The organism is Methylomonas rhizoryzae (assembly GCF_008632455.1).
In the GTDB taxonomy this organism is placed as follows: Bacteria; Pseudomonadota; Gammaproteobacteria; order Methylococcales; family Methylomonadaceae; genus Methylomonas; species Methylomonas rhizoryzae.
This window is the reverse complement of the sequence record NZ_CP043929.1, coordinates 2,316,861-2,343,436: the sequence shown is the minus strand read 5'-3', so window position 1 is coordinate 2,343,436 and position 26,576 is coordinate 2,316,861. Positions and strand designations below refer to the sequence as shown.

Sequence of the window (26,576 nt, the reverse complement as noted above, 5' to 3'; positions counted from 1 at the left end):
GGAGTGACCTAACCTAACTCCAATCGCGGGAATTTGGCAAGCGGGCTGAGCGGCTTTAACGTATCTTTGCAGAACATTGCTGCAGTGCGATGACGGAGGCCGGCAGACGGCAACCCATCGCAACCTTCAGGCTAAAATCCGGCAGCTGATTTGGTCGCCGCCTTTGGCCTTTGAGGCATACAACAGGATGTCGGCGGCTTCCACTCCGCTGGTTTCGTCGATATCCCGAGTGGGCCAAACGGTCGTCAAGCCGGCGCTGACTGTGACTATAGGCGCAATCGGAGACTTGACGTTAGGGATTTTTAACGAGCGAATATCGGATAACAGGGATTCTACGATTTGTTCGGCTTCGTCCAGTGCGGTGTTACCCAGTACTACGCTGAATTCTTCGCCGCCGAAACGTGCGCATAAATCGCTGGGCCGGCGGGTATAACGGCTCAGTACCGCACCGATTTTTTTCAAGCATTCGTCGCCGGACACGTGGCCGTAGTTGTCGTTCAAGGCCTTGAAATGGTCGATGTCCAGCATCGCCAACGAAATCGGCTGGTTTTGCCGCTGGCAGCGCTTCCATTCGCTACGCAAGAATTCGTCGAAATGGCGGCGGTTGGAAATGCCGGTCAAGCAGTCTATTTTCGACAGTGCCAATATCTGTTCTTCGGTGCGCTTGCGTTCGGTAATGTCTTGATGAGCGATGATGGTATAGCCCGAACTTACGCATTCCAAAGGATTGACCTGCATTTGAAACCAATAGCGAATATTTTGAAATTCGCAAGGATATTCCAAAAGAAAGGACTCTTTGAGACCGCCGATCACACTACGGATGCCGTCAGACGCTCGCGCGGCCAGCTGGTCGCCGGCTCGGGCCGCGTCGTCGCAGGCTTTCAAGTAATTGCTGCCGAACCAACTCCTGGGCAACAAGTTGTCGGAGTCGGAACCGAATTTGTCCCAACTCTTGTTGGTGTAATGGATAACCCCCTCCCGATCGATGACGGCGATGCTATCGCTGATGCTGTTGAGCAGGCATTGGAAAAAGGGTTGGGTGTCAAACATTTTTAAATATGCGGGTGAGCGAGCCGCGTTCGGCTCACGGATTTGCGGGCCAGGTCCGGTAAAACGCTAAGGCGGGCAAAAAAAGGGGACTTGCATGTCCCCTTTTTCCGCTGGCCCGATCTATTGATTGAAGGTAGAGCCGGGTGTGGCTGGCAGTTTAGGCATGGTTTGTTCCGGGAATTCGCCGGTTAACGCATTCAGAAAGGCGACGATGTCGGCAACGTCTTCGTCCGGCAGGTCTTTATCCAATTGCAATTTAGCCATCAGCTTGACGGCTTTGTCCAAGGTCGGTACCGAACCGTTGTGAAAATAAGGCGCGGTCAAAGCGATATTGCGTAAAGTCGGCACTTTCCAGAAATGTTCGTCGCTGTCTTTTTTGGTGACTTCGGCCAAGCCTTTGTCTTTGCTGAAGTGGTATTGCGCTTCAAAATAGCCGTTTTTATGCATTGGGAATTTTTGGAAGCTTCCCGGTCCGTTGAATGCCGGACCGCTGTGGCAACCGGTGCATCCGAGTTCAACGGCTTTTTGCATGCCGCGTACTTGCTGTTTGCTCAGCGCGGAGGTATCGCCGCTGACGTATTTGTCGTAAGGGCTATTGGGGGTAATCAGGGTTCTTTCGTAAGCCGCTATGGCCTTGGTGGCGTTATCTTTGCTAATCGAGTTTTGACCGAAGGCTTTCTCGAACGCAACTTGGTAACCCTTGATGGTTTTTAGGCGGGCAACCACGTCGTCCCAGCTTTTCATGCCCATTTCTATCGGGTTGGTGACCGGGCCGGCGGCTTGTTCTTCCAGACTGGCGGCGCGCCCGTCCCAAAATTGCACGGCATTGAACGCCGCATTCCAAACGGTAGGCGCGCTACGTCCGCCGGTTTGACCGTTGACGCCCATGGAATTCGGCCGGTTGTCTTCGCCGCCGGCCATGGTGTTATGGCAAGACGCGCAGGCTACGGTACCGGTTGAAGACAGGCGCGGGTCGTGGTAAAGCATTTGCCCCAACGCTACTTTCTCCGGTGTCGTAGGGTTGTCGGCCGGAGCCGGAGCAGTGGTAGGCAAGGCGTCCGCCGCCATCACGGACAGCGAACCGGCCAAAGCGATTGCAGAGACCAGTAACTGAATCTTAAACATGTCATCCTCCGAAGTTGTTATTGTAAGTAACGAGTTCAAATTGTAAGGTATTGCCAAGGACTAGGTAAATGTTATTCGGCTCGCACTCAAGGCGAGTCCTACCGAGTTCGTCGGCCGGTTCAGCCTATGTCCGGCCGGTGCACGTTCGGATTTTTCCTGCCTATTCGGCCGTGCGACTACCCCTGCATAAGCGGAGAAATCGGTTCCTCGCTACTCGGTAGTTTAAGCCTATGCGATTGATGTTACACTTTTGGACACTATTCACAGGGATCTTACATATGCAGCTTGCAATCAGCGTTCTCGGCAACAAGACCGAGGGCTTTCTTCCCGAAATACTTTCAGCGATCAGCACTTGCCAATGCAGCGTATTGGAGTTGATAACCGCCAATCTGATCGAACTGACTTCCGTGTACATATTGGTGGAAGGCAATTGGAATCACGTCGCCAAGCTGGAGGGTTTGCTGGCGGCCCTGGGCGATCGTTTCCACGTGCAAGTCGCCTTTTTACGTCCGGAGGATCAAGAGCAGGAACAGCCGGTTTACGAAAAAGGCGTGCCTTATACGCTGGAGACGATTTCGGTGGAAAAACGCGATTTGCTTTATGCGGTGACATCGTTTTTATGCGGACGCGGCGTGTTGATAGACGAAATTCAAGCCAGCTTGCATCCCGCCGCCATTGCCGACAACGCGGTGTTTTCCACGCGTTTTACCTTGCTCGTTCCGCCGCATGTGCGCATCTTGTCTTTGCGCGAAGAGTTTTTGGATTTTTGCGACGGTTTGAATATCGACGCCATTCTCGAACCTATTAAACGTTAAGCCATGACTACCGTAACTCTTGGACAAGCCGTTCCCGATTTTCAGCTGCCGGCCACCGGCGATAAAACCCTGGCCCTGGCCGATTTCCGCGGTAAGCGGCTGGTCTTGTATTTTTACCCCAAGGACAACACGCCCGGTTGCACTCAAGAGGGTCAAGCCTTCCGGGATTTGAGCGATCAATTCGAACAGGCAAATGCGGTGATTCTCGGCGTGTCGCGCGATAGCGTGAAAATGCACGAGGGTTTTAAAACCAAACAGGGATTTCCGTTCGATTTATTGGCGGATCAGGAGGAAAGTTTGTGCCAGCTGTTCGACGTCATCACAATGAAAAATATGTACGGCAAACAGGTACGCGGCATAGAGCGCAGTACCTTCTTGGTCGACGAGCAGGGCGTGCTGCAAAAAGAGTGGCGTAAGGTAAAAGTCAAAGGCCATGCCGAAGAGGTGCTGCAAGCCGTACTCGCGTTATAGCGAACAACGGCGTGCGGTAGGGGCGAAGCGATTAAGCCCGGCCACAGCAACGTTTGAATTTTTTGCCGCTGCCGCAGGCGCATAGGGCGTTGCGGCCCGTGTCTACGGTATTGTTGATTTTGCCGGAGGCTTTGATGACACCGTCCAAATACTGCCAGTGCGCGCCGTTTTTCACGAACCGGCTGATTTCATGCATGACGCAGGCTACCCCGTCCTGAGCGTAATAGGCTTTGAATTCCACGATACCCTTTCGGTCGCCGCTCGCGCCTTTTTTGCAGGCAACGATTTGTAAACGTTGCCAATCGGCGGTTTCTTTGCTGAAGTCAATGGCAATCGGCCGGCTGCCGGGATCCCAACTGGCCAGCAAATATTCGGCGTTACGCTGGATGTAAGCGGTATAGCGCGAACGCATCAAGGCTTCGGCGGTCGGGGCCGCCGCGCTGCCGTTGTGATAAGGCGCGCAGCAGTCCGCGTAACTACGCCCTGAGCCGCATAAACAAAGGTCTTTATCGAGATTGGATTCGTTCATGGCCAAATTTTAGCGGATATTCGCGTCGAACAACGCGGATTTTCCTGTGTAGCCAGGCCGTGAAGCTCGAAGCGGCGAGTCGGAAAGTGTTATCGGATAGGAGGTAATAGGTGCGAATATCGTTAAACGCGCAAATCTTCGTGGGCGCGGCAATTGGGGTGGCCTTAGGGCTGACATTTGCCACTATCGGCCGGCAGGCTGCCGGCGTGGAATTCGGCATTTATTTGTGTTCGCTGGTCGGCACCTTGTTTATCGACTTGTTGAAAATGATCTTGGTACCCTTGGTTTTCACCTCGATTGCGGTTGGGGTAGCCAATTTGCGCCAACACGAGCAACTGCACCGGGTTTGGATTTCCACCTTGAGTTTTTTCGTGTTGTCCATGACCTTGGCCGTGTTGCTGGCACTGCTTGCCGCGAATGTGTTCCAACCGGGCAAAGGCTTGCAACTTGCGATGTTTGCGCAAGCTGAGCATCAGATTGCCGCCCAACACATGAGCTTCGGCGAATTTGTCGCCGGCTTTTTGCACGGTTTATTCGTCAATCCGTTTGCCGCCCTGGCGCAAGGCAACGTGCTGGCCATCGTGATGTTTGCATTGTTATTGGGCATTGCGCTGGTAGTGGGCGGGGAACGCTACCGCAACATTCTGCAGTTGTTGCAAGAGGGCCTGGAATTGATGTTGAACATGGTAGCGTGGATCATGCGGCTGGCACCGTTCGGGATTTTGGCGCTGCTGACCCAGCTGTTGGCCACTCAAGAGCTTTCGGTGCTGCGCAGTTTGGCGGAATTTGTCGCAGTGGTTTTAGGCTCGATCTTGTTGCACGGCTTCGTAGTCTTGCCGCTGCTGTTGTATGCAATAGCCAGGGTCACGCCGGGGCGGTTTTTCCAAGGCGCCAAAGAGGCCTTGATTACCGCGTTTGCCACCAGCTCCAGTTCGGCAACGCTACCTATTAGCTTGCGCTGTGCGGAGCAGCATCTGCATGTCAAACCCGGCATTGCCGGTTTCGTGCTGCCTTTAGGCGCTACCGCGAATATGGACGGCACCGCCTTGTACGAAGCGTCGGCTGCCTTGTTCGTCGCCAACTTGGCCGGGGTGGAACTGGATTTGGCTCAACAAATGATCGTATTTTTTACCTCGATTTTGGCGGCGATAGGGGCGCCCGGCATTCCCAGTGCCGGCATGGTGACTATGGTGATGGTGCTGCAGTCGGTCGGCCTGCCGGCGGAAGCCATCGCCATTTTGTTGCCTATCGACAGGCTGCTGGATACGTTTCGGACCATGGTCAACGTGGAAGGCGATATGGTCGGCAGCTTAATCGTGCAACGTCTGGTGAATTCCAAATAAACCGACCAGGCAGCGGCCGGAGGGTTATCCGCGCCGCTGCCGTTCGGGCTTTAGGCTTCGGCTTCAGCCGGAGCTTGTGCAGCTTTCAGCAGGTCCAGGACGGCTTGGGCATGGCCTTCCGGATTGACCGCATACATCGCTTCCATCAAATTGCCGTCTTTGCCGATGACGAAGGTCGAGCGGACGATTTTCCACTTTTTGACACCGTCTTTTTCCACTTCCTGCCAAACCCCGTAGCTATCGCACAAGTCGCCGCCGGTATCGGCCAACAGCTGAACGTTCAAGCCGTATTTGCCGATGAATGCGCGGTGGCTGGCGCAATCGTCTTTACTGACGCCCACGACTACGGTATCCAGTTCGGCAAATTGCTCGGCTAGCGCGGTAAAGTCGTTGGCCTCGATAGTACAGCCCGGCGTGTCGTCTTTCGGGTAAAAATACAGCACCACGTTTTTCTCGTCGCGAAAGTCGGACAAATAAATCATTTGGTTGTCTTGATTGACGGCGCGAAAAAACGGCGCTTCCTGATTTTTTTCTAATAATTGTGACATCGGTTGCTCCTCTTGTAAGCGGTTGCCGGCCGATTGAACGCTGGAAAACGGCGGCGGATTGCGGCATCGCTTGGCGATTGCCGTGTATCAGGATAATCCCGTGGCGGATTCAACGCCAGTGCTCAATTGCGGCAGCCTTGCGACTTGACTTGGTGATCGAGGAAAGAATGCGGAGAAATAGGTGGAGACGGCGTAGTTTGCTATCGAAACAGGCGAGGCGAGTCGGTGTGCGGCAAATACCAAAGTGCCGCATAGCCGCTCAAGCATTACGCTCGAGCGGCGCGAGGCTTATTGGCCGGCTTTGGCCATTTCGGCGCGCATTTCGTCGATCACGGCTTTATAGTCGGGTTTGCCGAAAATCGCCGAACCGGCCACGAAGGTATCGGCGCCGGCCGCTTTAATTTCGCGGATGTTGGCGGTATTGACGCCGCCGTCGATTTCCAGGCGGATGTCGAAACCGCTGTCGTCTATGATTTTTCTAGCTTGACGCAGTTTAGGCAAGGCGGACGGTAGGAAGGATTGGCCGCCGAAGCCGGGGTTGACCGACATCAATAAAATCATGTCCACCTTATCCAGCACATGATCCAAATAGGACAGCGGCGTGGCCGGATTGAATACCAGACCGGATTTACAGCCGTGATCCCGGATCATTTGCAAGGAACGGTCGATATGCCGCGAGGCCTCCGGGTGGAAGGTGATATAGCTGGCGCCGGCTTTGGCGAAATCCGGAATGATGCGGTCGACGGGTTCTATCATCAAATGTACGTCGATAGGCGCGGTGACACCGTGTTTGCGCAAGGCTTCGCAAACCAGAGGCCCGATGGTCAGATTAGGCACGAAATGATTGTCCATCACATCGAAATGCACGATGTCCGCGCCGGCTTTTAAGACATTGTCCACTTCTTCGCCCAGGCGCGCGAAGTCGGCGGAGAGAATGGAAGGTGCAATTAAGTCGGCCATTATTTGATCCTCGTCGGGTATAAAAAACGGCCGCGTAACTTACGGCCATGCGATTAAAAAGCGCGCTATCGTATCGAAACGGCCTTTAGGCTGCAAGCGCAGTGTAAAGAAGCGAACTGATGAAGAAGTAATTTGCGGCATGCACATAAAGCTTAGAACTAGCTTACAATTAGCTATCGCCGCTTACCGAAATGCAGCCTATGGCGGGTTGCAATGAAACAGCAAGTTCGGGATCGGTTGAGGTTAGCTATCAGGTATGCTTTAGCTAGCCGGGCAAACAAACTGGGTATTCAGATCGGGCCGAGCCGGCCGATAATCTTTACAACTTGCCCGGGTTTCTATTGGGTTTGAATTCGGTGTTATTTATCAATGCTATGTTTTAGGTCGGCGCAAACAATGACAAGCACTTCTCGCGTTCTTGCTCGATACGGTTTTATAGAGTTGGCACGCTCCGGTTTTGGAAAAATGCGGCGTACTCTTAAACGCAAATCGGCGGTTAATTCAGCCGGCCGCCGGCGGCTAAGCAGCTCTTGGTTACCCGTGATCGCCTGCGTTTTTTATTTCGGCGAAGCCAGTTTTGTGTTGGCCGATGATGAAATAGGCGGGGTTCAAGCGCTCCCCGCCCCCGACTTTCCGCCGTTGCTGGCCAATGAAATTGTCATACCCGCCGATTCGCCGATCGGCATCATTTTAACCAGCCAACGCCATCCGCTGTTGCGCCGCGCCGATTTCAAAAACGAAGGCGAAGTGGTTAAAAGTATCTATGGAAAAGTCGAGTTCCAACCGATTTGGTTTTCCAAACATGTGCCGGAAAAAAATTTAACGGATTTACTCGCGCTACTCTCCAATGCCGAAGCAGACGGCTTAAGCCCACTGAATTACGATGTCGATTCCGTGCGCGAATGGATAGAACACCCCCCTTTGGACGCGAATACAACGGCAAGTTACGACGTTGCTTTGACTGTTTCGCTAACGCGATTTTTGCGCGATTTACGTCAGGGAAGGGTGGATCCCAGAAGCATGCCCATGCCTGCGCACATTGCGCCTAAGCCGGATGTGGACTTAGCGTCGCTGTTGCATCAGTATCTGGCGCAACAACGCCTGACCGATCTGGTTAGCGAGTTTGAACCCAAAGCGCGCCAGTATCGGCAACTCAAACACATTCTCGGTGAGCTGAGGCGGCAAGCGGTTATCGCGGCCAGGGGCCAATTGGTTTTCGCTAAACCGCTAAAACCCGGCGACAAGCATGCCAATGTTGCCGAGTTAAGATCCCGGTTGCACAGTTTGGGTGTATTGGCCGATCCTGCGGATGCGGCGAGCGAACGCTATGATGCCGTTCTGGCCGACGCGGTAAAAAAACTGCAACGGCAAGCGGGGTTGAAAGCGGACGGGGTAGTCGGAAACGCCACTGCAGCCTTGCTGGCTCAGTCCCCTGCGGAAAAAATTTCGCGTATCGAATTGGCTATGGAGCGGGCGCGTTGGATTCCCGATCCGACCGAAGGACCGATGATAGTGGTAAATATTCCGGCGTTCGAGCTATGGGCTTTCAATTCCACGGACGATCAAGCGCCGCTGAACATGAAAGTGATTGTGGGCAAAGCGCCGGAAAATCAAACTCCGGTGTTATGGGAAGAAATGAAATATTTGGAGTTCATGCCGTATTGGAATATACCCACGACGATCTTCAAAAAGGAAATTTTGCCTAAAACCGTCAGCAACAAAGCCTACTTAGCCAGTCAGGATATCGAATTGGTTAGACACTATAACCGCGAAGATCAAGGTGGCGGCAGTTACCTCCGTGCCCGGCAGAGACCGGGAAAAAAGAACCCCTTGGGACGGGTGAAATTTGTATTTCCTAATGCGGCGGACGTGTATTTACACGATACGCCCGCTCAGTCGGCTTTCAATCGCCCGCGTCGAGATTTGAGCCACGGCTGTGTGCGGGTTTCTCAGCCGGAGCAACTAGCCGAATTTGTTTTGGGCGGCCAAAAAGAGTGGGATAAAGAAAGCATCAAACAAGCGATGACGGGTGCTAAAACCCGTCACGTCACGTTAAAGCGCTCCGTGCCGGTATTGTTTTATTACGGCACGACTTACGTCGACCACAAAGACCAGTTGCATTTTTATCCGGACGTATACGGACAAGACGAATATCTGCGTAAAGCTTTGGATCAGTTACAAAACATCCAAGCGTCGGAGCCTAAACCCAACGATTCGCTAAGATTGTCCAGCAGCGCAGACCTGACTGTAAGCCCTTAACGGCTGATACAGTCAAGCCGATCCGGCTGGCTCGCGAATTTGATCAGCCGGCATCCATTACAATGCTCGCGGAAAGGAGAACCTAAAGCGACCAGGTTCTGAAGGTACCGGTGTCGAGATGGATGAAATTCGACTCGGGATAATAGCCGACGCCCCCCCTGTGCATGGCGATTGCCGCGTTATGGATGCGGCGCAAATCGAAGCGTTCTATGCGTATGTCGACCGCACGGCCGTACATGTGAAAACTGTTATTGGCAACGCCGGTATGTTCGGCGTGCAGCTTGGCGTTGGTTAACGGCGAGCGGTAACCGCATACCACGTTAAACGGCCGACTGAGATCCAATATTTGTTTTAAATCGTGCAATTGATCCAGTAATTGCGGATCTACCGGATGTATGTCTCCGGTGCGGTAATCGCGCAACAACACGGAGATTTCGCCGAGTGCGTCGTTTAAATAGCGGCCGCGCTCGAAATAAGTGACGTTTAATCTGTCGCCGGTGTGCGGATTTTGAATGGCCAACGATCTATGACTGTCCAATCTGGATCGGTTAGCGAGTATCAACGAATCTTGTTCCGGCTCATAGATCGATGTATTAAAGCGGTTCGGTTGAACCCGCGCATATTGCTGCCCGTTCGGACTGGTTACGCTACGTTTATATTCGGTGGTAAGGATCCGGTTGGATTTTTTGCTGTAAACGTCGCGTACCCTGGAGTGGTTATTGACGCGTCCGGCGCTGTTTTTCACGCGCTTCAAAGACGCCGTCGAAATTTTGCCGCTTTTATGTTTGCTTGAAACGCGAATTTTTTGCTTGGGCAGGCGGACCGCGCTACGCGCTTTCCGACCCTTGTCTTTGCGAATTGTCTCGACTTTTGCCGCGTGTGCAATTCCCGGTACGGCTAAAGACAAAATGGCGCCAGCCGCCAGACGGCTGAAAAAGCTGCGTCGAGATACCATCGCCTTGGACTCGTCTTGGGGGGAATTGTCGACATCAGGTTGTTGCATCCTTAAATCTCCTACTGTTCGTGCAATCTCTTTCACTAACGTTACCGGGCCGTTTCCCGGCCGCATCGGTAATGGGTGCAAGTATAGCATTGCTGGGAGCCGAACGGCTTCGTAAGCAAAATCCTACGCTCAATGCCGATCATCCTACCGATACTGTACTATTTCGCCACGTCTGGCGGCGGAGGCGTCGTTGCCCTAGTGGTTTGAATGGCAATTTGGAAATGCGATAAAACAGTGCCGACAAATTTTAAACACACGGACAAACCGTAGGCAACTTCCGAAGTCTTTCGGCCGGAATCCGCTAAACCCGTCTGCAAGCTGATTTTTCGCGCATGGTCACGACGATTTGAATCTCTTGTGACGATTTTGTGAGAACTTCCCGGCAAAATCTCATTGCCTAAAGGCATCCAATTCAGAGGATTTTTAAGGAGATTTACGATGAGATTAATTCAAAAAACTTTATGGGTACCGGTGTTGATTCTGGCCAATGCCATTTGGCCTTATCCGAGTGCGCACGCTGCAGAGGTGACGTTTACGGTAACGAATTTGTCGGCCGCCCAAGGTGTTGCGATAAGTCCGGTATTTTTAGCTTTTCACGACGGCTCTTACGATGCTTTCGACCAGGGTAGTGCGGCGTCGGCGGCGATTGAAGCGGTTGCCGAATTAGGCGATAGCAGCGGTTTGGCCGCAGCGTTTGCCTCTGCTTATGCCGATGGCGTGAGCGGTTCGGCGAGCGCTACGGTGAATGCTTTCGGTCCCGGAATCTTTTTGCCGGGCGGCAGCGGAAGTATCACGCTAAATTTGGATCCGGTAAAAAACCGTTACTTAAGCTATTTCGCCATGGTGGTTCCGTCCAACGACAGATTTATCGGCAACGACGAGCCGATGGAAATTCAGTTGTTCGACGAGATGGGACATTTTCTCGGCTTGAATTTCGTGGAGACCGGCGCGGGAATTTGGGACGCCGGAACCGAACTCGACGCTGCGGAAGGCGCGGCTTTCCTGGTGGGATCGAATGCAACGGTAAGCCCTGCGCAAAATGGGCTTATTAGTTTCGACCACGATTTCTCCGCATATGCCGGTTTAGCCACGCCGGGCGGTTATAACTTTACCGATTTGCCGGGAACGGCCACCCCGTTACTAAGTATTAGCGCGGTATCGCAAGTGCCGTTGCCGGCGGCTGTTTGGTTGTTCTGCAGCGCGCTGCCCGCCGTGATGTGGCGCCGTCGCAAACCTGCGGCAATAACCGGTTAAAGCCGTTGGGCTATCCGCTAAAAGCCGCCGTCGTAGACCTGCAATTGCAGGTTAGCCGGCGGCTTACCGGTCGGTTGGTCGGTTTTTAACGGCAAATGATGATACAGGAGTGTGTTGCGGTGAATGTCGATCGTTTGCGTATGTTCTCCGTTCTCGGCGTCCGGGTGCCACAGCGTGACTCGGTATTGGCCGGATGGCACGGCTAAAAGCCACCGGCCCTCGCGGTCCGATTGCGTCAGATATTCGGCGTCGGTAACGTAGATATAGCCCAACATCCAATCGTGAATGTTGCAGCCCAGCGTGACGATACCGGTTTGCTCGAACACGATGGGTTCGACCGGCGTTCCGCTGTACAGTTTGATTTCGAAACGCTTGGTACTCGAAAAAGAATAGACGTGGTGTTTGATATCGTCGCTATTCGGAAAATAAACCGGTGTGCCGCGTTTAATGGCCAAAATATGCGGGACGAACTCGCGGCTTTTTTGATCCAGCTCTATCGACACCGCTTTGAGCGAGGGGTGCTGAACCGCGCTTGCCGGTTGCGGGTGCGCGCTTACCACGACGTGGCTTACCGGATTTTCGCCGTCCGTTACCGTGCCGGAAAGTTCCAGGCCGTTCGAGACCTGCGTCAACATCGCACCAGCCATGCTTAAAAAAATACGCGATAAGCAAATTGCCATAATAATTCCTGTTGATCGGCGGGCTGTCCTAGATTAAGGCGAGACGGTCTATTGCTGACGATGCGGCTGAATTCCAGATTGAACTGGTGGCGTCGGGCCAAGGTTACATTGTAGTTTGCCGTAAGCGCATATCCGTGTTCGCGATTGTCCTCTTGCGGCATAAAGTCGTTTTGACCGCTACCGAAATATTCGTGGCGTAGACTTAGGCGGTGTGGGCCAAGCGATTTGCTGAGCAGCAGCGACGCCGCCCAAAAACCGGCGTCGACCGCTCTAAATCCGTTGCGGGTTTCGCCCATTTCGGTACTACCCTGCAGGCCTTGGCTTATCAAAGTAATTTGCCCGGGGAGTTCGGTCTTGACGCTTAACGACCAAAAGCGGGTATGCCAAGCATATTGGCCCTCCCTAAGGCCGGTAGGCTCGGCCAGATTATCGTAATAAAGGGCTCTTAACGTAAATTTTCCGTGAAGGTCGGCAGTCAGTCCGGCGTAATAGCCGGCGTTACCGTCTATTTCCACGAAAGGGCGCGTGTAAGCGGCTTGTTTGGGGAAATGCCGTGTTATACCGACGCCGACCGGCAGGCGTAGCCGGTCGTGCAGCGTCGCTTCATAATCGCTTAAACTCCAGCCCCGCCAAGCCAAAAGTAGGCCGGCGGTATCGTTGTTGGCGATGCCGGCGGCGAATAGACCGATATGGCCGCCGTTCGCTAAACGATAAGCCAAGCGGGTTTCGGCGCCGAAACTGCGCAGTTCTTGCCCGACCCAGGCATTGATCACCGAGGAATTCAAGGTATAAGGACTGCTCCAAGCAGTGCCGCTGTTCTCTAAGGAAATAGGCGGAAAAAACATCCCCAGCCTGGCGTTGAAATTCCATGCTCCGAGCGGTACCGGGCGGTAAGCGAAAAAACCTTCGCTCACATCGAGCGCTTGCTGCTGCCGATTGGCATATTTGATTGTCAAGAAACCCGACCAGTCCCAATTCAGGCTGGCTTTTAGGCTGGCTGCGGCTTCGTTAATGCGGATCGTCTCGCTGTCTGTGCCGTATCTAAACTTTCCTAAGCCGTTTTGCAATTCGCCGTTTTGCGCGTTGCCGGACATAAAACGCAAGTCTAATAAACCATGCCAGTCAAGCTCCGGGAACGACGGTTCGGCGTGTAAATCGAATGCGCAACCGATGCTCAGAAGGAAGGCAGTAGCGGCCAAGCCGCCGGGGGAGGGGGTGCGAAATCGAGCAACTAAGCGATCCGTTAACGCTGCTTGGCACATGAAGACGAGGCTATCGGCAAATCGAATCGGAATTCGCTTCCTTGACCTAACCTGCTATCCACGTAGATTCTGCCACCGTGTAAACGTGCAATTTTGTCTACCACCAACAATCCGAACCCGCCGCCTTGATTTCTGGCCTTACGGGATAAAGGCGAGCTCCAGTCGAACAGAGTAGGCAAATATTGCGGGGCGATGCCGACACCGGAATCGCGGACGTTAATCCACAAGCGCGTTCGATCGGCTGTAACCGATATGTGTATGCTACCGCCGTTGGGCGTATGTCTTAATGCATTGTCTATCAGATTGGTCAACAAGCGCTCGATTAAACCGATGTCGGCATCAGCCGGCGGCAACTCCGGGCGGAGTTCCGCCGTCAAGTCGATTTGCCGTTGCTGCGCGGCAAGCTGAAATTTTTGGCTCACGTCTTGTAGTAGTTCGGCTAGACAAAAGTGCTCCGGATTTAATCCGGTTTCGCCGCATTCCAGTTTGGCCAGTTCGAACAATTCTTGCGCCAATCGACTGACTTTTTCGGTTTGTCTTAAGGCGGTTTGTAAGAATTGTTGTTGTTCCTGCAGCGGTAGGCTATCCGCTTTACGTTGCATGGTTTCCAAAAAACCGTACAACGAAGTCAAAGGTGTGCGTAAATCGTGGGAAACGGTAGCGACCCATTCGCGCCTTTGCCGATCTTTCATTTGTAATTCGCTGAACTGGGCCGCCAACGCCGCGGCGCGATTAAAGGTTTCCGCCAAACGGCCGAATTCGTCGTCGCTATTCACCGGAATCTGCGTATTCACGTCGCCTTGCAACATGCGTTCCGTCGCGCCGGCCAGCGCTCTAACCGGTCGCGATACGTTGCGGGCTATCAGCACGCTGCCGGCCAAGGCGACCAGCAACCCTAGCAGCATTAAGCCGGCGGTAGCGTTAAACAGCGGCCAGTAAGGGGCTTGAGCGCGGTTAAAATCGATTTGTAAGACGGCAACGATCGTGGGATCTAGCGCAGCGCTAGGCAAACGCTGGATGCGGCTAATGTAGTCGAAATCGCCCGATGCCATCGCGGCTTCCGGACGGTTTTGCACAAAATCCGCGTTCAATAATTGTTGCGTTAGCCTGCCTTGCATTTTTTCTGGCAATGAACTGGTCAAAATGCGGCTTTGACCGGCGCTTAATTCGACCATGCTAATCTCTAAGGGTAACGGCGATAATTGTTTAAATTGTTCTACCCGTCTTTGATCGACTTGCTGGGCAATCGCTACCCAACCTATGGGAAGCGGCGCCAGAACCGGTACGATTGTCCATTCGTAAAGTTTGTTGTCCAAAACGCCGAATACCACGGCTTTACCGCTATTTTCCGCTTCCGCCAAGGCATCCGGAAACACGAAGCCGCTATCTTGTAAAGAATTTTGCGTGTCGGCGACGATTTCTCCTGTCAAATCAATGAAAAAAGCCCGTTGAGCCCTAATCCGTAAGGCTAGGTTTTCCAACGCCGAAGCGATGGTTTTAGCATCGCTGCTACCGAGGGTGGAGCGGAATCCGAAATCCGCCACTAATATGCGGGTTTCCCCGGCAATTCGCTCTCCGCGCTCCAGCAGTAGACGTTGAAATACCTGTTCCGCGTACATCAGATTTTGCGCCAGTTGGCGGATTAGATTGTCGCGCGATACTTGGTAGACGCTGACGATGGTCAAGGTTTGAATGGCCATGAATAAACCGGCAAAGAACAGCGCGATGCGGTTTTGGAAATTCAACGTCATAGCGCGCGAACCCTCTAGCTCCGGTTTATTAGGCGGTTTCGTCTTGCGGGGCGAATTTGTAACCTATGCCCCATACCGTCAAAATGCGTTTCGGATTTGCCGGGTCACGCTCGATTTTGGCGCGCAAGCGATTGATATGCGAGTTTACGGTATGTTCGTAACCGTCGTGCGAATAACCCCAGACTTGATTTAACAATTCCAAGCGGGTAAACGTCCGGTTCGGATGACGCACGAAAAAATGCAGCAAGTCGAATTCCCGCGCCGTTAACGATACCGGCCGGCCATTGAGATGGATGCTGCGCGCTTGAGTATCCACTCGCAAATCGGCTATTACGATTACGGTTTCCTCCGAAACGGAGTGGGTGTGTTTTAGAGCGTCCACCCTGCGTAGTAAGGCGCGCACTCTGGCTACCAGTTCGAGTGCGGAAAAAGGTTTAGCTATGTAATCGTCGGCCCCCATCTCCAAACCAACCACGCGTTGCACTTCCGCGGATTTGGAGCTGACGATGATGATGGGTGTGTAGTTGCTGGCGGCGCGTAAGCGCCGGCATACTTCCAGGCCGTCTATGCCCGGCAACATCAAATCTAAAATCAGCAGGTCGTAACGTTGACTATTCAAACGTTGCAGTCCGCTTTCTCCGTCCGGGGTATGCTCGACCGAATAACCTTCGTCGCGTAAAGGCTCCGTCAACAGCCAGGCGATGCCGGGATCGTCTTCGACTAGCAAAATGTGCTTGATCACAGTGCCTTCCTTCATGATCGCAAAACAGGATAGGGTTAGGCCGCTAGGCTAACAAACGATGAAAGCTGCTGGCTGGAGTCTGCGAATAGACGGGACATTATCGGCGAATATCGCGTTTATGCTTATCACGGAAGTTTCAAACATTCGTGAGAAATCCGTGATATTTATGTTTTTAGGCATGCGCAATTCAAATGTTAGAGTGCAAATGGATTTTTTACATTGCAGGCTATTGTAATTAATAAGCGTTTAGCGTTAGCCTGTAGGCGTATTCAAGGTTTGACGATAGCTGTCGACCTCGCTCCATTGGGATTTATTGCGCTATTGCCCGGCTTTACCGGGACGAAGCGGCCGCCTAGCTGAAAAAGTCCCGCTTTAGACGAGGCTGGTGTGAGCCTATCTCTCAACCAAGTCTCCTATTGGAAATAGTGAAGCTTTTTTCCGTGCCAGCAGTTTGCTGGAAGCTTTGCCTGCAGTTTTGCTGTAGGTGTTTACGCTCAACCCAATCGGCTGAAACGGAATCAATTATTAGCATGCATGGGGTTAGCAAGCGCATTCAATTATGGGTAGTAAATATGACTGAAACCGAACTGTCCATTTTAATTGCCGACGACAACGAAATGAATCGTTGGCTGTTGGCCGAGCAGCTCAACACCTGGACCAATCAGGTGACGTCGACCAGCGACGGCACCCAAGCTTGGGAAGCCTTGCGGGAAACCGTTTATTCCTTGATTTTTCTGGATGTCAACATGCCCGGCATCAGCGGTCTGGAGCTGGTGCAAAAAGCCAGAATGGCATCGGCAAACCGTTTGACCCCGATTATCGCAATCACCGCACACGTGCAGCGTCGCCAACCCCATTTGTTTATCGAGGACGGCTTCAACGATTGTTTGATCAAGCCTATCGTGCTGGCCGACTTGGAGCGCGTCATCGGTCAGTGGTGCAAGCCGCGCGAAAGCGTAAACGGCGATTATTACGTTAGCGCAGTGCTTAATCGCTTGGAGAACAATCGCGAAATGGGACGCAAGTATCTGCAAAAGCTGTTCGAAGAGGTACCGTCGCAATTCGTCAGTTTGGAGCAATACTTGCGCGACCGCCAATGTTCTAAAGCCTGGGAGGTTGCCCATAAATTACATGGATCGTTTTGTTTTTTCGGTTTCGCCGACTTTCGCGCCGTCGCCGAAATTTTGGAACAACATCTGATGGACGCGGACATGATTAAAGCCCAACAACAATATGTCTTGTTATCTGCCAAATTCGAAAATTTAAAGGCTGCGGAAAGCGAATTGTTAGCTCGGTTGAATTGAGTGCTAGCTTGACGAAAGAGCCCGGCATGCATCCCGTCTGCAAAATAGGAACTTTTCAATAAAAGCGCGTGTTTAAACAAAAATCATTCCAAACCGTTGCCGGCGTCGATTTGCATCTCGAAAGTCTGGTGGCCGACGACGGCGCTTTCCCACGTTATTGGCACCTGCTGTCGGCGAACGAGCGGCAAGCCGCTCAACGCTTCCAATTCGAAGAGTTGCGCCGCCGTTACGCGATTTGTCACGGCAAATTGCGCGTTTTATTGGCCGCTTACTTGGATATGGCCCCCGAAGCAATCGAATTTGCCCGTCACGCTTTCGGCAAACCTTATTTAATCGGCCGGCAACAACAAGCCTTGGCACTGCAATTCAATTTATCGCATTCCGGAGATCGTATGCTGCTCGCAGTCGGGCAACGACAGTTGGGGGTGGACATCGAGATGTGGAACCGGCGGCACGAGCCTGGCTTGCTGGCGCAAGAATGTTTATCCGCGGACGAGCTGGCTTATTGGCGGCGATTGCCGGATCAATTGCAAATACCGGCTTTTTACCGGTTTTGGACTCGCAAAGAAAGTTTGCTGAAGGCGGTCGGTGCCGGTATCGGCAATGGTGTTACCGATGTGGTGACGAGTACGGAGGGCGTTCCCAAGTTCTTGTCGCTACCGCCCCAATGCGGGACGATAGCGGATTGGTGCTTGTACGATGTGGCCGTCGGCGACGATTGCAGTGCCGCATTAACGGTTTTGGCTTAATCGCTACGGTTTGCGGATTGGCCTACTATCATGCCGTCCTCCATGTGTAGAACGTGATCCATACGCCCGGCTAATTCCGAGTCGTGGGTAACTACCAAAAAGCTCACCTGTAACTCCTGATTCAATTCCAGCATCAATTGGTAAATTTGATCGGCAGTTTTGCTGTCTAAATTTCCGGTCGGCTCGTCTGCCAGTACACACTTGGGGGTATTGACCAAGGCTCTGGCGATAGCGGCGCGCTGCCGTTCTCCGCCGGACAATTCGCCCGGCTTGTGTTGCAATCTATGGCTTAAGCCGACGCGCGTCAATAAGTCGGCGGATTTTTCCTGCGCGATTTTGATTGGCTGTTTGGCGATTAATAACGGCATCGCGACGTTTTCTAAAATGCTGAATTCGCCTAACAAATGATGAAACTGGTAAATAAAGCCAAGGGCCCGGTTGCGCAGCCGGCTTAATTTGCCGGCGCTGATGGAGCCAAGGTCTTCGCCGTCTAGCGTGACGCTCCCGGAAGTGGGTTTCTCCAGACCGCCCAGCAGATGCAGCAAAGTACTCTTGCCCGATCCGGACGCGCCCATAATCGCGACCCGTTGACCGGCGGTCACCTGTAAATCCACGCCTTTGAGCACGTCGACGTTCAAGTCGCCTTGGTTGTAGCGCTTGGTCAACTGCCGGCATTGCAGAATGATCGAATCACTCATAGCGAAGTACCTCGGCCGGATTGATACGCGAAGCTTGCCAAGCCGGGTACAAGGTTGCCAGTAGCGACAGCGAGAACGCGGCTACAGTGATCCAATACACGTCACTCCAAATTAATTTGGACGGTACTTCGCTGATGTAGTACACGTCCGCCGGCATGAATTTGTGGCCGAAGGCTTTTTCTATGGCCGGGACTATGGTTTGAACATTGAGCGCCAAGCCTATCCCGCCCAAGGTGCCGATAAACGTGCCTATGCTGCCGATGACGCAGCCCAGCACGACGAAAATGCCCATTACCGAACCGTTGCTCAGGCCCTGGGTTTTCAAAATAGCGATGTCGCCGCGTTTGTCCGTTACCACCATCACCAAGGTCGAGACGATATTGAACGCCGCTACTGCGACGATCAGCAGCAAAATAATGAACATCGCCCGTTTTTCGGTTTGTACCGCGCGGAAGAAATTGCTGTGCGCTAGTGTCCAATCGCTGACCCGGTAATCCGAGCCTAACGCGTCGGCCAAATCTTGGGTGATTAGCGGCGCATTGAACAAGTCGTCCAATTTCAGCCTTAATCCGGTCACCGCCGGTTCGAGGCGGAACAATTTAGCGGCATCGTCCAAATGCACCAGCGCCATGTTCCGGTCGTATTCGTACATGCCGACTTTGAACACGCCGACCACGGTAAAGCGTTTCAAACGCGGCAAGATACCAGCCGGCGTAGAATTCACTTGCGGGGTAATGATAGTCACCTTATCGCCGACGAATACGCCCAAGTAACCGGCAAGCTCCGCGCCTAACACGATGCCGAATTCACCCGGTTTCAGATCGCTTAGTTGGCCCAGTTTCATGTTGGCCCCGACTTCCGATACATTAGGTTCGAAATCCGGCAAGATGCCTTGCAATAGGGTGCCGCTGACTTGACGGTCGGCATTGACCATCACCTGGCCTTGAATATAAGGTGCGGCGCCTTCCACATGCTCCATGCCGTCGAGGCGCGCGGCGACGCTTTGCCAATCGTCCAGTTGTCCGAAACGCCCGCTAACCGTGGTGTGGGCGGTCATGCCCAAAATGCGCTCGCGCAATTCCGCTTCGAAGCCGTTCATCACCGACAGCACGGTGATCAGAGCGGTGACACCCAAGGCGATGCCGAGAACCGAAGTTAAGGTGATGAAGGAAATGAATTGCGTCCGGCGTTTGGCACGCGTATAGCGTAAGCCGATATATAGAATCAGCGGTTTGAACATGGAGTAGGGGTGTTAGGGGCGTTTGCAGTCGTGGCAATAGCCGTATAGGTACAAGCTATGCTCGGTGAGTTGATAACCCAACCGATTTGCAATTTCCGCTTGGCGTTTTTCAATGACTTCGTCGGTAAATTCGTCCACTTTACCGCATTTGACACAGACCATATGGTCGTGGTGGTTGCCTTTGTTCAATTCGAAAATGGAGTTGCCGCCTTCGAAATGATGGCGATTGACTAAGCCGGCCGCTTCGAATTGGGTCAGTACCCTATAAACGGTTGCAAGACCTATATCTTCGCCTTCCGCCAGCAAGATTTTGTAAACTTTCTCGGCGGACAGATGTTTGTCATCGGCCTGCTTTTCCAGAATTTCCAGGATTTTAACCCGCGGTAACGTGACTTTGAGACCGGCGTTGCGTAATTCCTGTGTTTCCATAAGCTCATTCTCTTGAATCGGTGGCGCGGCATTGTAGCGGTTTTTCGCCCGAGCCGTTGGCTGAATTATGGGATAATGGAGAAGCCGTGTGTTCTCACTTGATCCCGATACATGAAAATAGCCGCTCTTGTTATAACTGCTACAGTACCGTTTGCGCTTGTGGGTTGCCAAACCATACTCTCTAATTTACCCGGCGTCTACAGCATCGACATCGAACAGGGGAATATCGTCGATCAGGCCATGGTAGATCAACTACGGCCGAACATGACGAAAAGGCAGGTGCTTTACATCATGGGGTCGCCGATGCTGTCCGATACTTTTCACGAACAGCGTTGGGATTATTTGTATTCCGATCAGCCCGGCGGGGAAGCGCGTATGCAAAAACGCATTTCCTTGTATTTTTCCGGCGAAAATCTGGTCGGCGTGCAAGGCGATTTTCGCCCCAGCGCAATGCCGGTCGTCAAGCAGTCCACCGAGACCACGGTCGATGTGCCCAAACGAGAGTTGGACAGCACCATGGGTGAAAAAATTACCGGTTTGTTTAGCTCGGACCCCGACACCGCCGCCGTCGCAGAGCGCTCCCGCGAGGCGGTGAATGCGGCTAAAGGCGGCTTGGAAGATAGCGCCGAAACTCAAATTAACGAAGCCGCCAAATCGGCAGGCGGGCAAGATAAAACCCTGTGGGAAAAAATTTCCGGCATATTCGATTCGGAAGCGGACGGCAAAGCCGAGTCCGGCTCTGCCAACGCCAACAGCAAGGATGCGGGCAAATAAAAATCGTAGTCGCGTAATTTTCCTGCCGTTCGACACCGGATAGGCACTATCGTTGTGGCAACCCTAGCCGACGAGCGTACGAAGCGCTGGCGGCTTAACCTTCGCCGGCTAGCGGAAACGCGCTCAAGCCTAGAGGGCAAGCCTGCAGCCGGGCGCGTAGCATGGCGAACCCGGCACCCGCTCACTATTTCAACAATTCCGCCATTGCGATGACGTTTTTGGCCATTTCGCCCATCGAAATCTTTCGGTCCATCGCCAGTTTGCGGAGCGCGTGGTAGGCCTGATCTTCGGTATAGTTCTGCGACTTAATCAAAATCGCTTTGGCGCGATCGATGAACTTGCGTTCCTCCAGTTGGGTTTTGGCTTTTTGCAGTTCTTCTTTCAGCGCTTGTTGCTCGCGGAAACGAGCGATGGCCACATCGATGATGGCTTTGATACGCTTGGGCTCCAAGCCGTCTACGATATAAGCGCTGACCCCGGCTTTGATCACTTTATTGATGGTTTCGGTTTGCTGATCTTCGGCAAACATGATGACCGGCACGGCATAAAGCTGATTGATGTCCAGCACCATTTTCAGGATCAGGTCGTCCGGACTGTACAGGTTTAATACCACCGCGTCCGGTTGCAGGGCCTTGATGACTTCCGGCAAATTCAAAGACTGCAGCTTCAGCGTAGCTACTTGGTAGCCGTGCTGCTGCAAGCATTTTTCCAGCATCAGGTCGGATTCGAACTCATCGACCACTAACACTTTCAGCGCTGTCATGGTCACTCCAGCTCGATTTTGACGACGGAGCCGTCCGGCAGGATTTCTGTAATAAAGGTTTTAGGTTCTTCCAGGAAGTACAACAATCCCAGCAACAGCAAGCAACAGCAGCCTAACATTAAAAAAAACGTGTTGGTCGGAACGAAGGTTAACACGATCAAAAACACGATGGAGCCGGCGTTGCCGTAGGCGCCGACGATACCGGCCACTTCGCCGGTGATAGCTCGCCTGACTAAGGGAACGAAGGCGAATATGGCGCCTTCCGCCGCTTGCATGAAAATCGCGCACAGCAAGGTCACGCAGACCGCCGCGCTCACCGACCATTGCTCGGAAATCAAGGCCATCAACAAATAGCCGCCCGTTAATCCGGCGATAAACAGCGTCAACGATAATTTACGGCCGATTTGATCGCTGAGTAAGCCGCCTGCCGGTCGAGCAAAAATATTGGTAACCACGAAACTGGAAGCCAATAAACCTGCATTCAGCATGGAGATATGCTGAGTTTGGTTGAAAGTATTGAAGAAAAACATCGGCAACATAGACAGCACGGCCAATTTGGAACCGAAAGTAATCAAATAAGCGATGGCCAATATCACTACTTGCCGATAATGATATTGGTGAATGCTGGGAACCGGTTGACTCAGGCGTTCGGCGTTGTGGTTGACCAGATGTTTGGCATGCAGCAGAAACACGGCCCAAATCACGGCATGGATGCCGGCGGCCCAGGACGGCGACAGGATGGGATCCGCCAGGGCGGAAAGCTTCCAGGTCAGAAGCGATAAGGTGGCGTACAGGGGAAGCAGGCTAAAGACGTACAAAAACAGGTCGTTAATGCTGCTGACTTCCATGCTGCTGGCGCGTTTACCTTTCAAGCCCGCTAGCGCCGGCGGCAAGTTTTCGACCTTGAAATAGTAGACGACGGAAAAAATGATGGCCATGCCGCCGGTAACCGCGACCGCGTAGCGCCAACCTTGATCTTCTCCCAAATACAAAGCCAAGCCCGGCAAACAAATGGCGGCAATAGCCGAGCCGAAATTTCCCCAGCCGGCGTAAATGCCTTCGGCCGTGCCGACTTGGCTGGACGGAAACCAGTCGCCGATAACGCGCACGCCGACCACGAAGCCCGCGCCGATGAAACCGAGCAGAAACCGCGACCAAGCCAGCTCGGCGAAATTGTCGGCTGTCGCGAACATGAAGCAGGGAATGCTGCAAATGGCCAGCAGTACGCTATAACTGATTTTGGCGCCGAATCGATCGACCACCAAGCCGATAATGACGCGGGCCGGAATAGTCAAAGCCACGTTAAGCAACAGAATGATTTCCACGTCGGCGTTGCTGATGCCCAGGTCCTGTTGGATCAACACCATTAACGGGGCGTGATTAAACCAAATCACAAAGCTGATGAAAAAAGCCATCCAGCTCATGTGCAGGATTTTGGTTTTTCCTTGCATGGAAAGCAGGTCGAAAGGGATAACTGGCATGAAATAATCCAATAAACAAAACCGATACAGTTTGTGCGAGAAAGGTGTTGGCACGCAACATTAAAACGGTTGCGTAAAAAGAAAGCAATTTGGATTCAATTCAACACGCCTCAGGAGCCGTCTAATGCTCGAATAGTGCGCACCAATTTGGTTCATTTAAGCGGTGTCTCTGGCCAGATCGGTGCATTGCTGTCAATCGTATGCTTATTGAAATCATTAACTAATTGAATTAAAACAATAATATAAACTGGTATATATATTGCTGTTATCCGATTAAGTCTCCCGCTGAGCTTATCTTGTCATTGTTACCTGGACAAAGGCGTCCGTTTTTTTGCACATATGCAACTAAAACGGGTCGCCTTTTTTTTTGCTCCAAAAAAATGCGAACGAGCGGGAAGCACTCTTGAAATCCACGAGCCGGCGCAATTTCAAGCGGGGGCCGGAGTCAGCAAATTTATTATTTCGAGGTTGGCATGAACAACAAACAAACCTTGGTTGTTATCGGTAACGGTATGGTCGGACAACATTTTCTGGCCGGATTCGCCAATAGCGCCGCCAAAGAGCAATTCCGAGTCGTCACTTTTTGCGAGGAACCGCGCCCGGCCTACGATAGGGTGCATTTGTCCGAGTATTTTTCCGGCAAAACCGCAGAAGATTTATCGCTGGTTCCGGAAGGTTTTTTCGAAGAAACCGGCATAGAAATTCTGTTGGGCGATCGGGCCGCCGGCATAGATCGGAACAACAAAACGGTAACCTCTGCCAACGGGGTAACGATTGCATACGACAAGTTGGTATTGGCGACAGGCTCTTACCCCTTCGTGCCGCCGGTTCCCGGCCACGAACGCGAACGCTGCCTGGTTTACAGAACCATAGAAGATCTGGAAGCAATCCAAGCCGCCGCAGCGCAATCCAAAGTCGGCACCGTAGTCGGCGGCGGCTTGTTGGGTTTGGAGGCGGCCAAAGCCCTCAGAGATTTAGGTCTGGATACCCATGTGGTCGAATTTGCGCCGCGCCTGATGGCCGTGCAACTGGACGAGGGCGGCGGTGCAATGTTGCGCCGCAAAATCGAAGCGTTGGGCGTAAAAGTGCATCTAAGCAAAAACACCACCTTGATCGACGACGGCGAAACCTGTTTGCACAAAATGAATTTCGCCGACGGTGAAGTGTTGGAAACCGACCTGATATTGTTCTCTGCCGGCATCCGGCCGCGCGACGACATCGCCCGCAGCTGCGGACTGGAGGTCGGCCCGCGCGGCGGCATCGTCATCGACAACCAATGCCGCACCTCCGATCCGGACATCTACGCGATCGGCGAATGCGCATTGTGGAACGGACAAATTTTCGGATTGGTTGCGCCCGGTTACACCATGGCCCGCACCGTGGTCGCCGACTTGAGCGGTGAATCGGCTGAGTTTACCGGCGCGGATATGAGCACCAAGCTGAAATTGATGGGCGTTGATGTGGCCAGCATCGGCGATGCGCACGCCAAAACCGCAGGCTCTCTGGTCTATACCTACCAAGACGGCCGCGGCGAAATCTATAAGCGCCTGGTGACCAGTGCCGACAACAAATTGTTGCTGGGTGCCGTGCTGGTCGGTGATGCCAACGGTTATAGCACCTTGTTGCAATACAGTTTGAACGGTATCGAACTGCCGGCCAATCCGGATTCTTTGATTTTACCGCAGCGCCACGACGAGTCGGTCGGCTTGGGGCCGGACGCTTTACCGGAAAGCGCGCAAATTTGTTCCTGCTACGCGGTTTCGAAAGGCGATATTTGTTCGGCGATTGCCGCCGGTTGCACCACCGTACCCAAGCTGAAGGCGGAAACCAAGGCCGGAACCGGCTGCGGCGGCTGCGGGGCGCTGTTGAAATCGGTACTGGATTGCGAATTGAAAAAAGCCGGTTTCGAGGTCAATACCGACATATGCGAGCATTTTCCGCACACCCGGCAGGATTTGTACAACATCATTCGGGTTGAAAAAATCAAAACCTTCGACGAACTACTGGACAAACACGGCCGCGGTTTGGGCTGCGAGGTCTGCAAGCAAGCGATCGGTTCCATTTTGGCCTCCTACTGGAACGAATACGTCTTGGAAACGCCGCACTTGGGCCTACAGGATACCAATGACACGTTTTTGGCCAATATGCAAAAAGACGGCACTTATTCCGTGGTACCCCGAGTGACCGGCGGCGAAATCAGCCCTGACATGCTGATTGCGCTGGGCGAAGTAGCGAAAAAATACGGCTTGTACACCAAGATTACCGGCGGGCAACGGGTGGACTTGTTCGGCGCCAGGGTCGAGCAACTGCCGATGATCTGGGCCGAATTGATTGCGGCCGGCTTCGAATCCGGCCACGCGTACGGCAAATCGCTACGTACCGTGAAATCCTGCGTCGGCAGCACCTGGTGCCGCTTTGGGGTGGACGACAGCGTCGGTCTTGCGGTCGAGCTGGAAAACCGTTACAAGGGCTTACGCGCGCCGCATAAAATCAAAATGGCGGTGTCGGGTTGCACCCGCGAATGCGCCGAAGCGCAGGGCAAGGATATAGGCGTGATCGCCACTGAGAACGGCTGGAATCTTTATGTATGCGGCAACGGCGGCATGAAACCGCGCCACGCCGATCTGATTGCAACTAACTTGGACAAACAAACTCTGATCAAATACATCGACCGGGTATTGATTTTTTACGTGCGCACCGCGGACCGTTTGCAACGGACCTCGGTTTGGATGGAAAACATGGAAGGCGGGCTGGATTATTTGCGTTCGGTCATCATCGACGACAAATTGGGCATTTGCGCCGAACTGGAACAGCAAATGCAGTACGTCATCGATACCTATCAATGCGAGTGGAAAACCACGCTGGAAAACGAAAGCAAGCTAAAACGTTTTCGCCACTTTATTAATAGCGATGCCGCCGACGAAAACGTGGTATTCGTCGAAGAACGCGGTCAAATCCGCCCGGCAACCCCGGAAGAAAAACAACTGCGCACAGCTCAAGAGGAGATTGCTTAATGACAACCTGGATAGACGTTTGCCATATTGACGATTTGCAGCCGGACTCCGGTGTCTGCGCGTTGGTCAAAGGCAAGCAAGTGGCGATTTTTTATCTGACCCGGCCGAAAGCGGTCTACGCCATCGGTAATTTCGACCCGTTTAGCGACGCCAACGTACTGTCGCGCGGCATGATAGGAGACCTGGGCGGCAAGCTGATGGTGGCTTCCCCGATGTACAAACAACATTTCGATTTGACCACAGGGGTGTGTTTCGAAGACACACAAATCAGGGTGCCGGCTTATCCGGCCCGGATTAACGGCGATAGGGTTGAAATCCAGTTGGGGGAATAA

Annotated in this window: 25 protein-coding genes; 10 read left to right on the top strand and 15 right to left on the bottom strand. The window is 53.0% G+C overall.

The window, feature by feature from the left end; translation table 11 throughout:
- Positions 1 to 126: 126 nt before the first annotated feature.
- Complete coding sequence (locus F1E05_RS10465; protein WP_150048240.1) at positions 127 to 1,050, bottom strand: sensor domain-containing diguanylate cyclase; 924 nt, start codon at positions 1,048 to 1,050, stop codon at positions 127 to 129.
- A 120-nt stretch (positions 1,051 to 1,170) separates the two neighbouring features.
- A complete protein-coding gene (locus F1E05_RS10460; protein ID WP_150048239.1) occupies positions 1,171 to 2,175 on the bottom strand; it encodes a cytochrome-c peroxidase in 1,005 nt (334 codons plus the stop codon).
- A 278-nt stretch (positions 2,176 to 2,453) separates the two neighbouring features.
- Between F1E05_RS10460 and F1E05_RS10455 the strand changes: the two genes are divergently transcribed.
- Complete coding sequence (locus F1E05_RS10455; protein WP_150048238.1) at positions 2,454 to 2,990, top strand: glycine cleavage system protein R; 537 nt, start codon at positions 2,454 to 2,456, stop codon at positions 2,988 to 2,990.
- A gap of 3 nt (positions 2,991 to 2,993) precedes the next feature.
- Positions 2,994 to 3,461 (top strand): peroxiredoxin, encoded by a 468-nt coding sequence (locus F1E05_RS10450; RefSeq protein ID WP_150048237.1) that lies wholly within the window; start codon positions 2,994 to 2,996, stop codon positions 3,459 to 3,461.
- Between the two features lie 31 nt (positions 3,462 to 3,492).
- Here F1E05_RS10450 and F1E05_RS10445 read toward each other — a convergent pair whose 3' ends face one another.
- The gene (locus F1E05_RS10445) at positions 3,493 to 3,990 is read right to left on the bottom strand and encodes a YchJ family protein (protein WP_150048236.1); all 498 of its coding nucleotides are present in this window, start codon (positions 3,988 to 3,990) and stop codon (positions 3,493 to 3,495) included.
- 110 nt (positions 3,991 to 4,100) lie between these two features.
- Here F1E05_RS10445 and F1E05_RS10440 point away from each other — a divergent pair, with 110 nt between their 5' ends.
- On the top strand, positions 4,101 to 5,333 hold the full coding sequence (locus F1E05_RS10440; RefSeq protein ID WP_150048235.1) for a dicarboxylate/amino acid:cation symporter: 1,233 nt from the start codon (positions 4,101 to 4,103) through the stop codon (positions 5,331 to 5,333).
- Positions 5,334 to 5,383: 50 nt separating this feature from the next.
- On the opposite strand, the gene F1E05_RS10435 is transcribed toward F1E05_RS10440, so the two are convergent.
- Both F1E05_RS10435 and rpe read right to left on the bottom strand, forming a co-directional pair.
- Positions 5,384 to 5,881, bottom strand: a complete 498-nt coding sequence (locus F1E05_RS10435; RefSeq protein WP_150048234.1) for a peroxiredoxin — start codon at positions 5,879 to 5,881, stop codon at positions 5,384 to 5,386.
- Positions 5,882 to 6,169: 288 nt separating this feature from the next.
- Complete coding sequence (gene rpe / locus F1E05_RS10430; RefSeq protein WP_150048233.1) at positions 6,170 to 6,841, bottom strand: ribulose-phosphate 3-epimerase; 672 nt, start codon at positions 6,839 to 6,841, stop codon at positions 6,170 to 6,172.
- Positions 6,842 to 7,306: 465 nt separating this feature from the next.
- Here rpe and F1E05_RS10425 point away from each other — a divergent pair, with 465 nt between their 5' ends.
- A complete protein-coding gene (locus F1E05_RS10425) occupies positions 7,307 to 9,100 on the top strand; it encodes a L,D-transpeptidase family protein (RefSeq protein WP_150048232.1) in 1,794 nt (597 codons plus the stop codon).
- Between the two features lie 82 nt (positions 9,101 to 9,182).
- On the opposite strand, the gene F1E05_RS10420 is transcribed toward F1E05_RS10425, so the two are convergent.
- Entirely contained in the window at positions 9,183 to 10,103 is a 921-nt protein-coding gene (locus F1E05_RS10420) for a YcbK family protein (RefSeq protein WP_150048231.1), read from the bottom strand.
- A 438-nt stretch (positions 10,104 to 10,541) separates the two neighbouring features.
- On the opposite strand from F1E05_RS10420, the gene F1E05_RS10415 reads away from it, so the two are divergent.
- Positions 10,542 to 11,357 carry a spondin domain-containing protein gene (locus F1E05_RS10415; protein WP_150048230.1) on the top strand — a complete coding sequence of 272 codons (816 nt, stop codon included), beginning with the start codon at positions 10,542 to 10,544 and terminating at the stop codon, positions 11,355 to 11,357.
- A gap of 17 nt (positions 11,358 to 11,374) precedes the next feature.
- Here the strand turns inward: F1E05_RS10415 and F1E05_RS10410 are convergent, their stop codons facing one another.
- Genes F1E05_RS10410 through F1E05_RS10395 form a run of 4 tightly spaced genes read right to left on the bottom strand, consistent with a single transcriptional unit; the run spans position 11,375 to position 15,792 of the window.
- Entirely contained in the window at positions 11,375 to 12,037 is a 663-nt protein-coding gene (locus F1E05_RS10410) for a methylamine utilization protein (protein WP_150048229.1), read from the bottom strand.
- On the bottom strand, positions 12,007 to 13,236 hold the full coding sequence (locus tag F1E05_RS10405; protein WP_150048228.1) for a hypothetical protein: 1,230 nt from the start codon (positions 13,234 to 13,236) through the stop codon (positions 12,007 to 12,009). The genes F1E05_RS10410 and F1E05_RS10405 overlap by 31 nt, the downstream gene beginning before the upstream one ends.
- Positions 13,237 to 13,280: 44 nt before the next feature.
- Positions 13,281 to 15,050 (bottom strand): sensor histidine kinase, encoded by a 1,770-nt coding sequence (locus F1E05_RS10400; RefSeq protein ID WP_150048227.1) that lies wholly within the window; start codon positions 15,048 to 15,050, stop codon positions 13,281 to 13,283.
- Positions 15,051 to 15,078: 28 nt separating this feature from the next.
- A complete protein-coding gene (locus tag F1E05_RS10395) occupies positions 15,079 to 15,792 on the bottom strand; it encodes a response regulator transcription factor (RefSeq protein ID WP_232056620.1) in 714 nt (237 codons plus the stop codon).
- A 572-nt stretch (positions 15,793 to 16,364) separates the two neighbouring features.
- Between F1E05_RS10395 and F1E05_RS10390 the strand changes: the two genes are divergently transcribed.
- The gene (locus F1E05_RS10390) at positions 16,365 to 17,096 is read left to right on the top strand and encodes an Hpt domain-containing response regulator (protein ID WP_190303107.1); all 732 of its coding nucleotides are present in this window, start codon (positions 16,365 to 16,367) and stop codon (positions 17,094 to 17,096) included.
- A 68-nt stretch (positions 17,097 to 17,164) separates the two neighbouring features.
- Positions 17,165 to 17,845, top strand: a complete 681-nt coding sequence (locus F1E05_RS10385; protein ID WP_150048224.1) for a 4'-phosphopantetheinyl transferase family protein — start codon at positions 17,165 to 17,167, stop codon at positions 17,843 to 17,845.
- On the opposite strand, the gene lolD is transcribed toward F1E05_RS10385, so the two are convergent.
- The 3 genes from lolD to fur are packed head-to-tail and all read right to left on the bottom strand — an operon-like array spanning position 17,842 to position 20,212.
- Positions 17,842 to 18,543, bottom strand: coding sequence for a lipoprotein-releasing ABC transporter ATP-binding protein LolD (gene lolD / locus F1E05_RS10380; protein WP_150048223.1), 702 nt, complete (start codon positions 18,541 to 18,543; stop codon positions 17,842 to 17,844). The genes F1E05_RS10385 and lolD overlap by 4 nt on opposite strands.
- Positions 18,536 to 19,783: a lipoprotein-releasing ABC transporter permease subunit gene (locus F1E05_RS10375; RefSeq protein WP_150048222.1), complete on the bottom strand. Its 1,248-nt coding sequence runs from the start codon at positions 19,781 to 19,783 to the stop codon at positions 18,536 to 18,538. Before F1E05_RS10375 ends, lolD begins: the two co-directional genes overlap by 8 nt.
- Before the next feature lie 12 nt (positions 19,784 to 19,795).
- Positions 19,796 to 20,212, bottom strand: coding sequence for a ferric iron uptake transcriptional regulator (fur, locus tag F1E05_RS10370; protein ID WP_150048221.1), 417 nt, complete (start codon positions 20,210 to 20,212; stop codon positions 19,796 to 19,798).
- A gap of 159 nt (positions 20,213 to 20,371) precedes the next feature.
- Between fur and F1E05_RS10365 the strand changes: the two genes are divergently transcribed.
- Positions 20,372 to 20,986 (top strand): outer membrane protein assembly factor BamE, encoded by a 615-nt coding sequence (locus F1E05_RS10365; RefSeq protein ID WP_332095483.1) that lies wholly within the window; start codon positions 20,372 to 20,374, stop codon positions 20,984 to 20,986.
- A gap of 184 nt (positions 20,987 to 21,170) precedes the next feature.
- On the opposite strand, the gene F1E05_RS10360 is transcribed toward F1E05_RS10365, so the two are convergent.
- Both F1E05_RS10360 and F1E05_RS10355 read right to left on the bottom strand, forming a co-directional pair.
- Positions 21,171 to 21,749, bottom strand: a complete 579-nt coding sequence (locus F1E05_RS10360; protein ID WP_150048220.1) for an ANTAR domain-containing response regulator — start codon at positions 21,747 to 21,749, stop codon at positions 21,171 to 21,173.
- A gap of 2 nt (positions 21,750 to 21,751) precedes the next feature.
- Positions 21,752 to 23,230, bottom strand: coding sequence for an MFS transporter (locus F1E05_RS10355; protein WP_150048219.1), 1,479 nt, complete (start codon positions 23,228 to 23,230; stop codon positions 21,752 to 21,754).
- A 473-nt stretch (positions 23,231 to 23,703) separates the two neighbouring features.
- Here F1E05_RS10355 and nirB point away from each other — a divergent pair, with 473 nt between their 5' ends.
- A complete protein-coding gene (nirB, locus tag F1E05_RS10350) occupies positions 23,704 to 26,244 on the top strand; it encodes a nitrite reductase large subunit NirB (protein ID WP_150048218.1) in 2,541 nt (846 codons plus the stop codon).
- Positions 26,244 to 26,576, top strand: coding sequence for a nitrite reductase small subunit NirD (nirD, locus tag F1E05_RS10345; protein ID WP_150048217.1), 333 nt, complete (start codon positions 26,244 to 26,246; stop codon positions 26,574 to 26,576). Before nirB ends, nirD begins: the two co-directional genes overlap by 1 nt.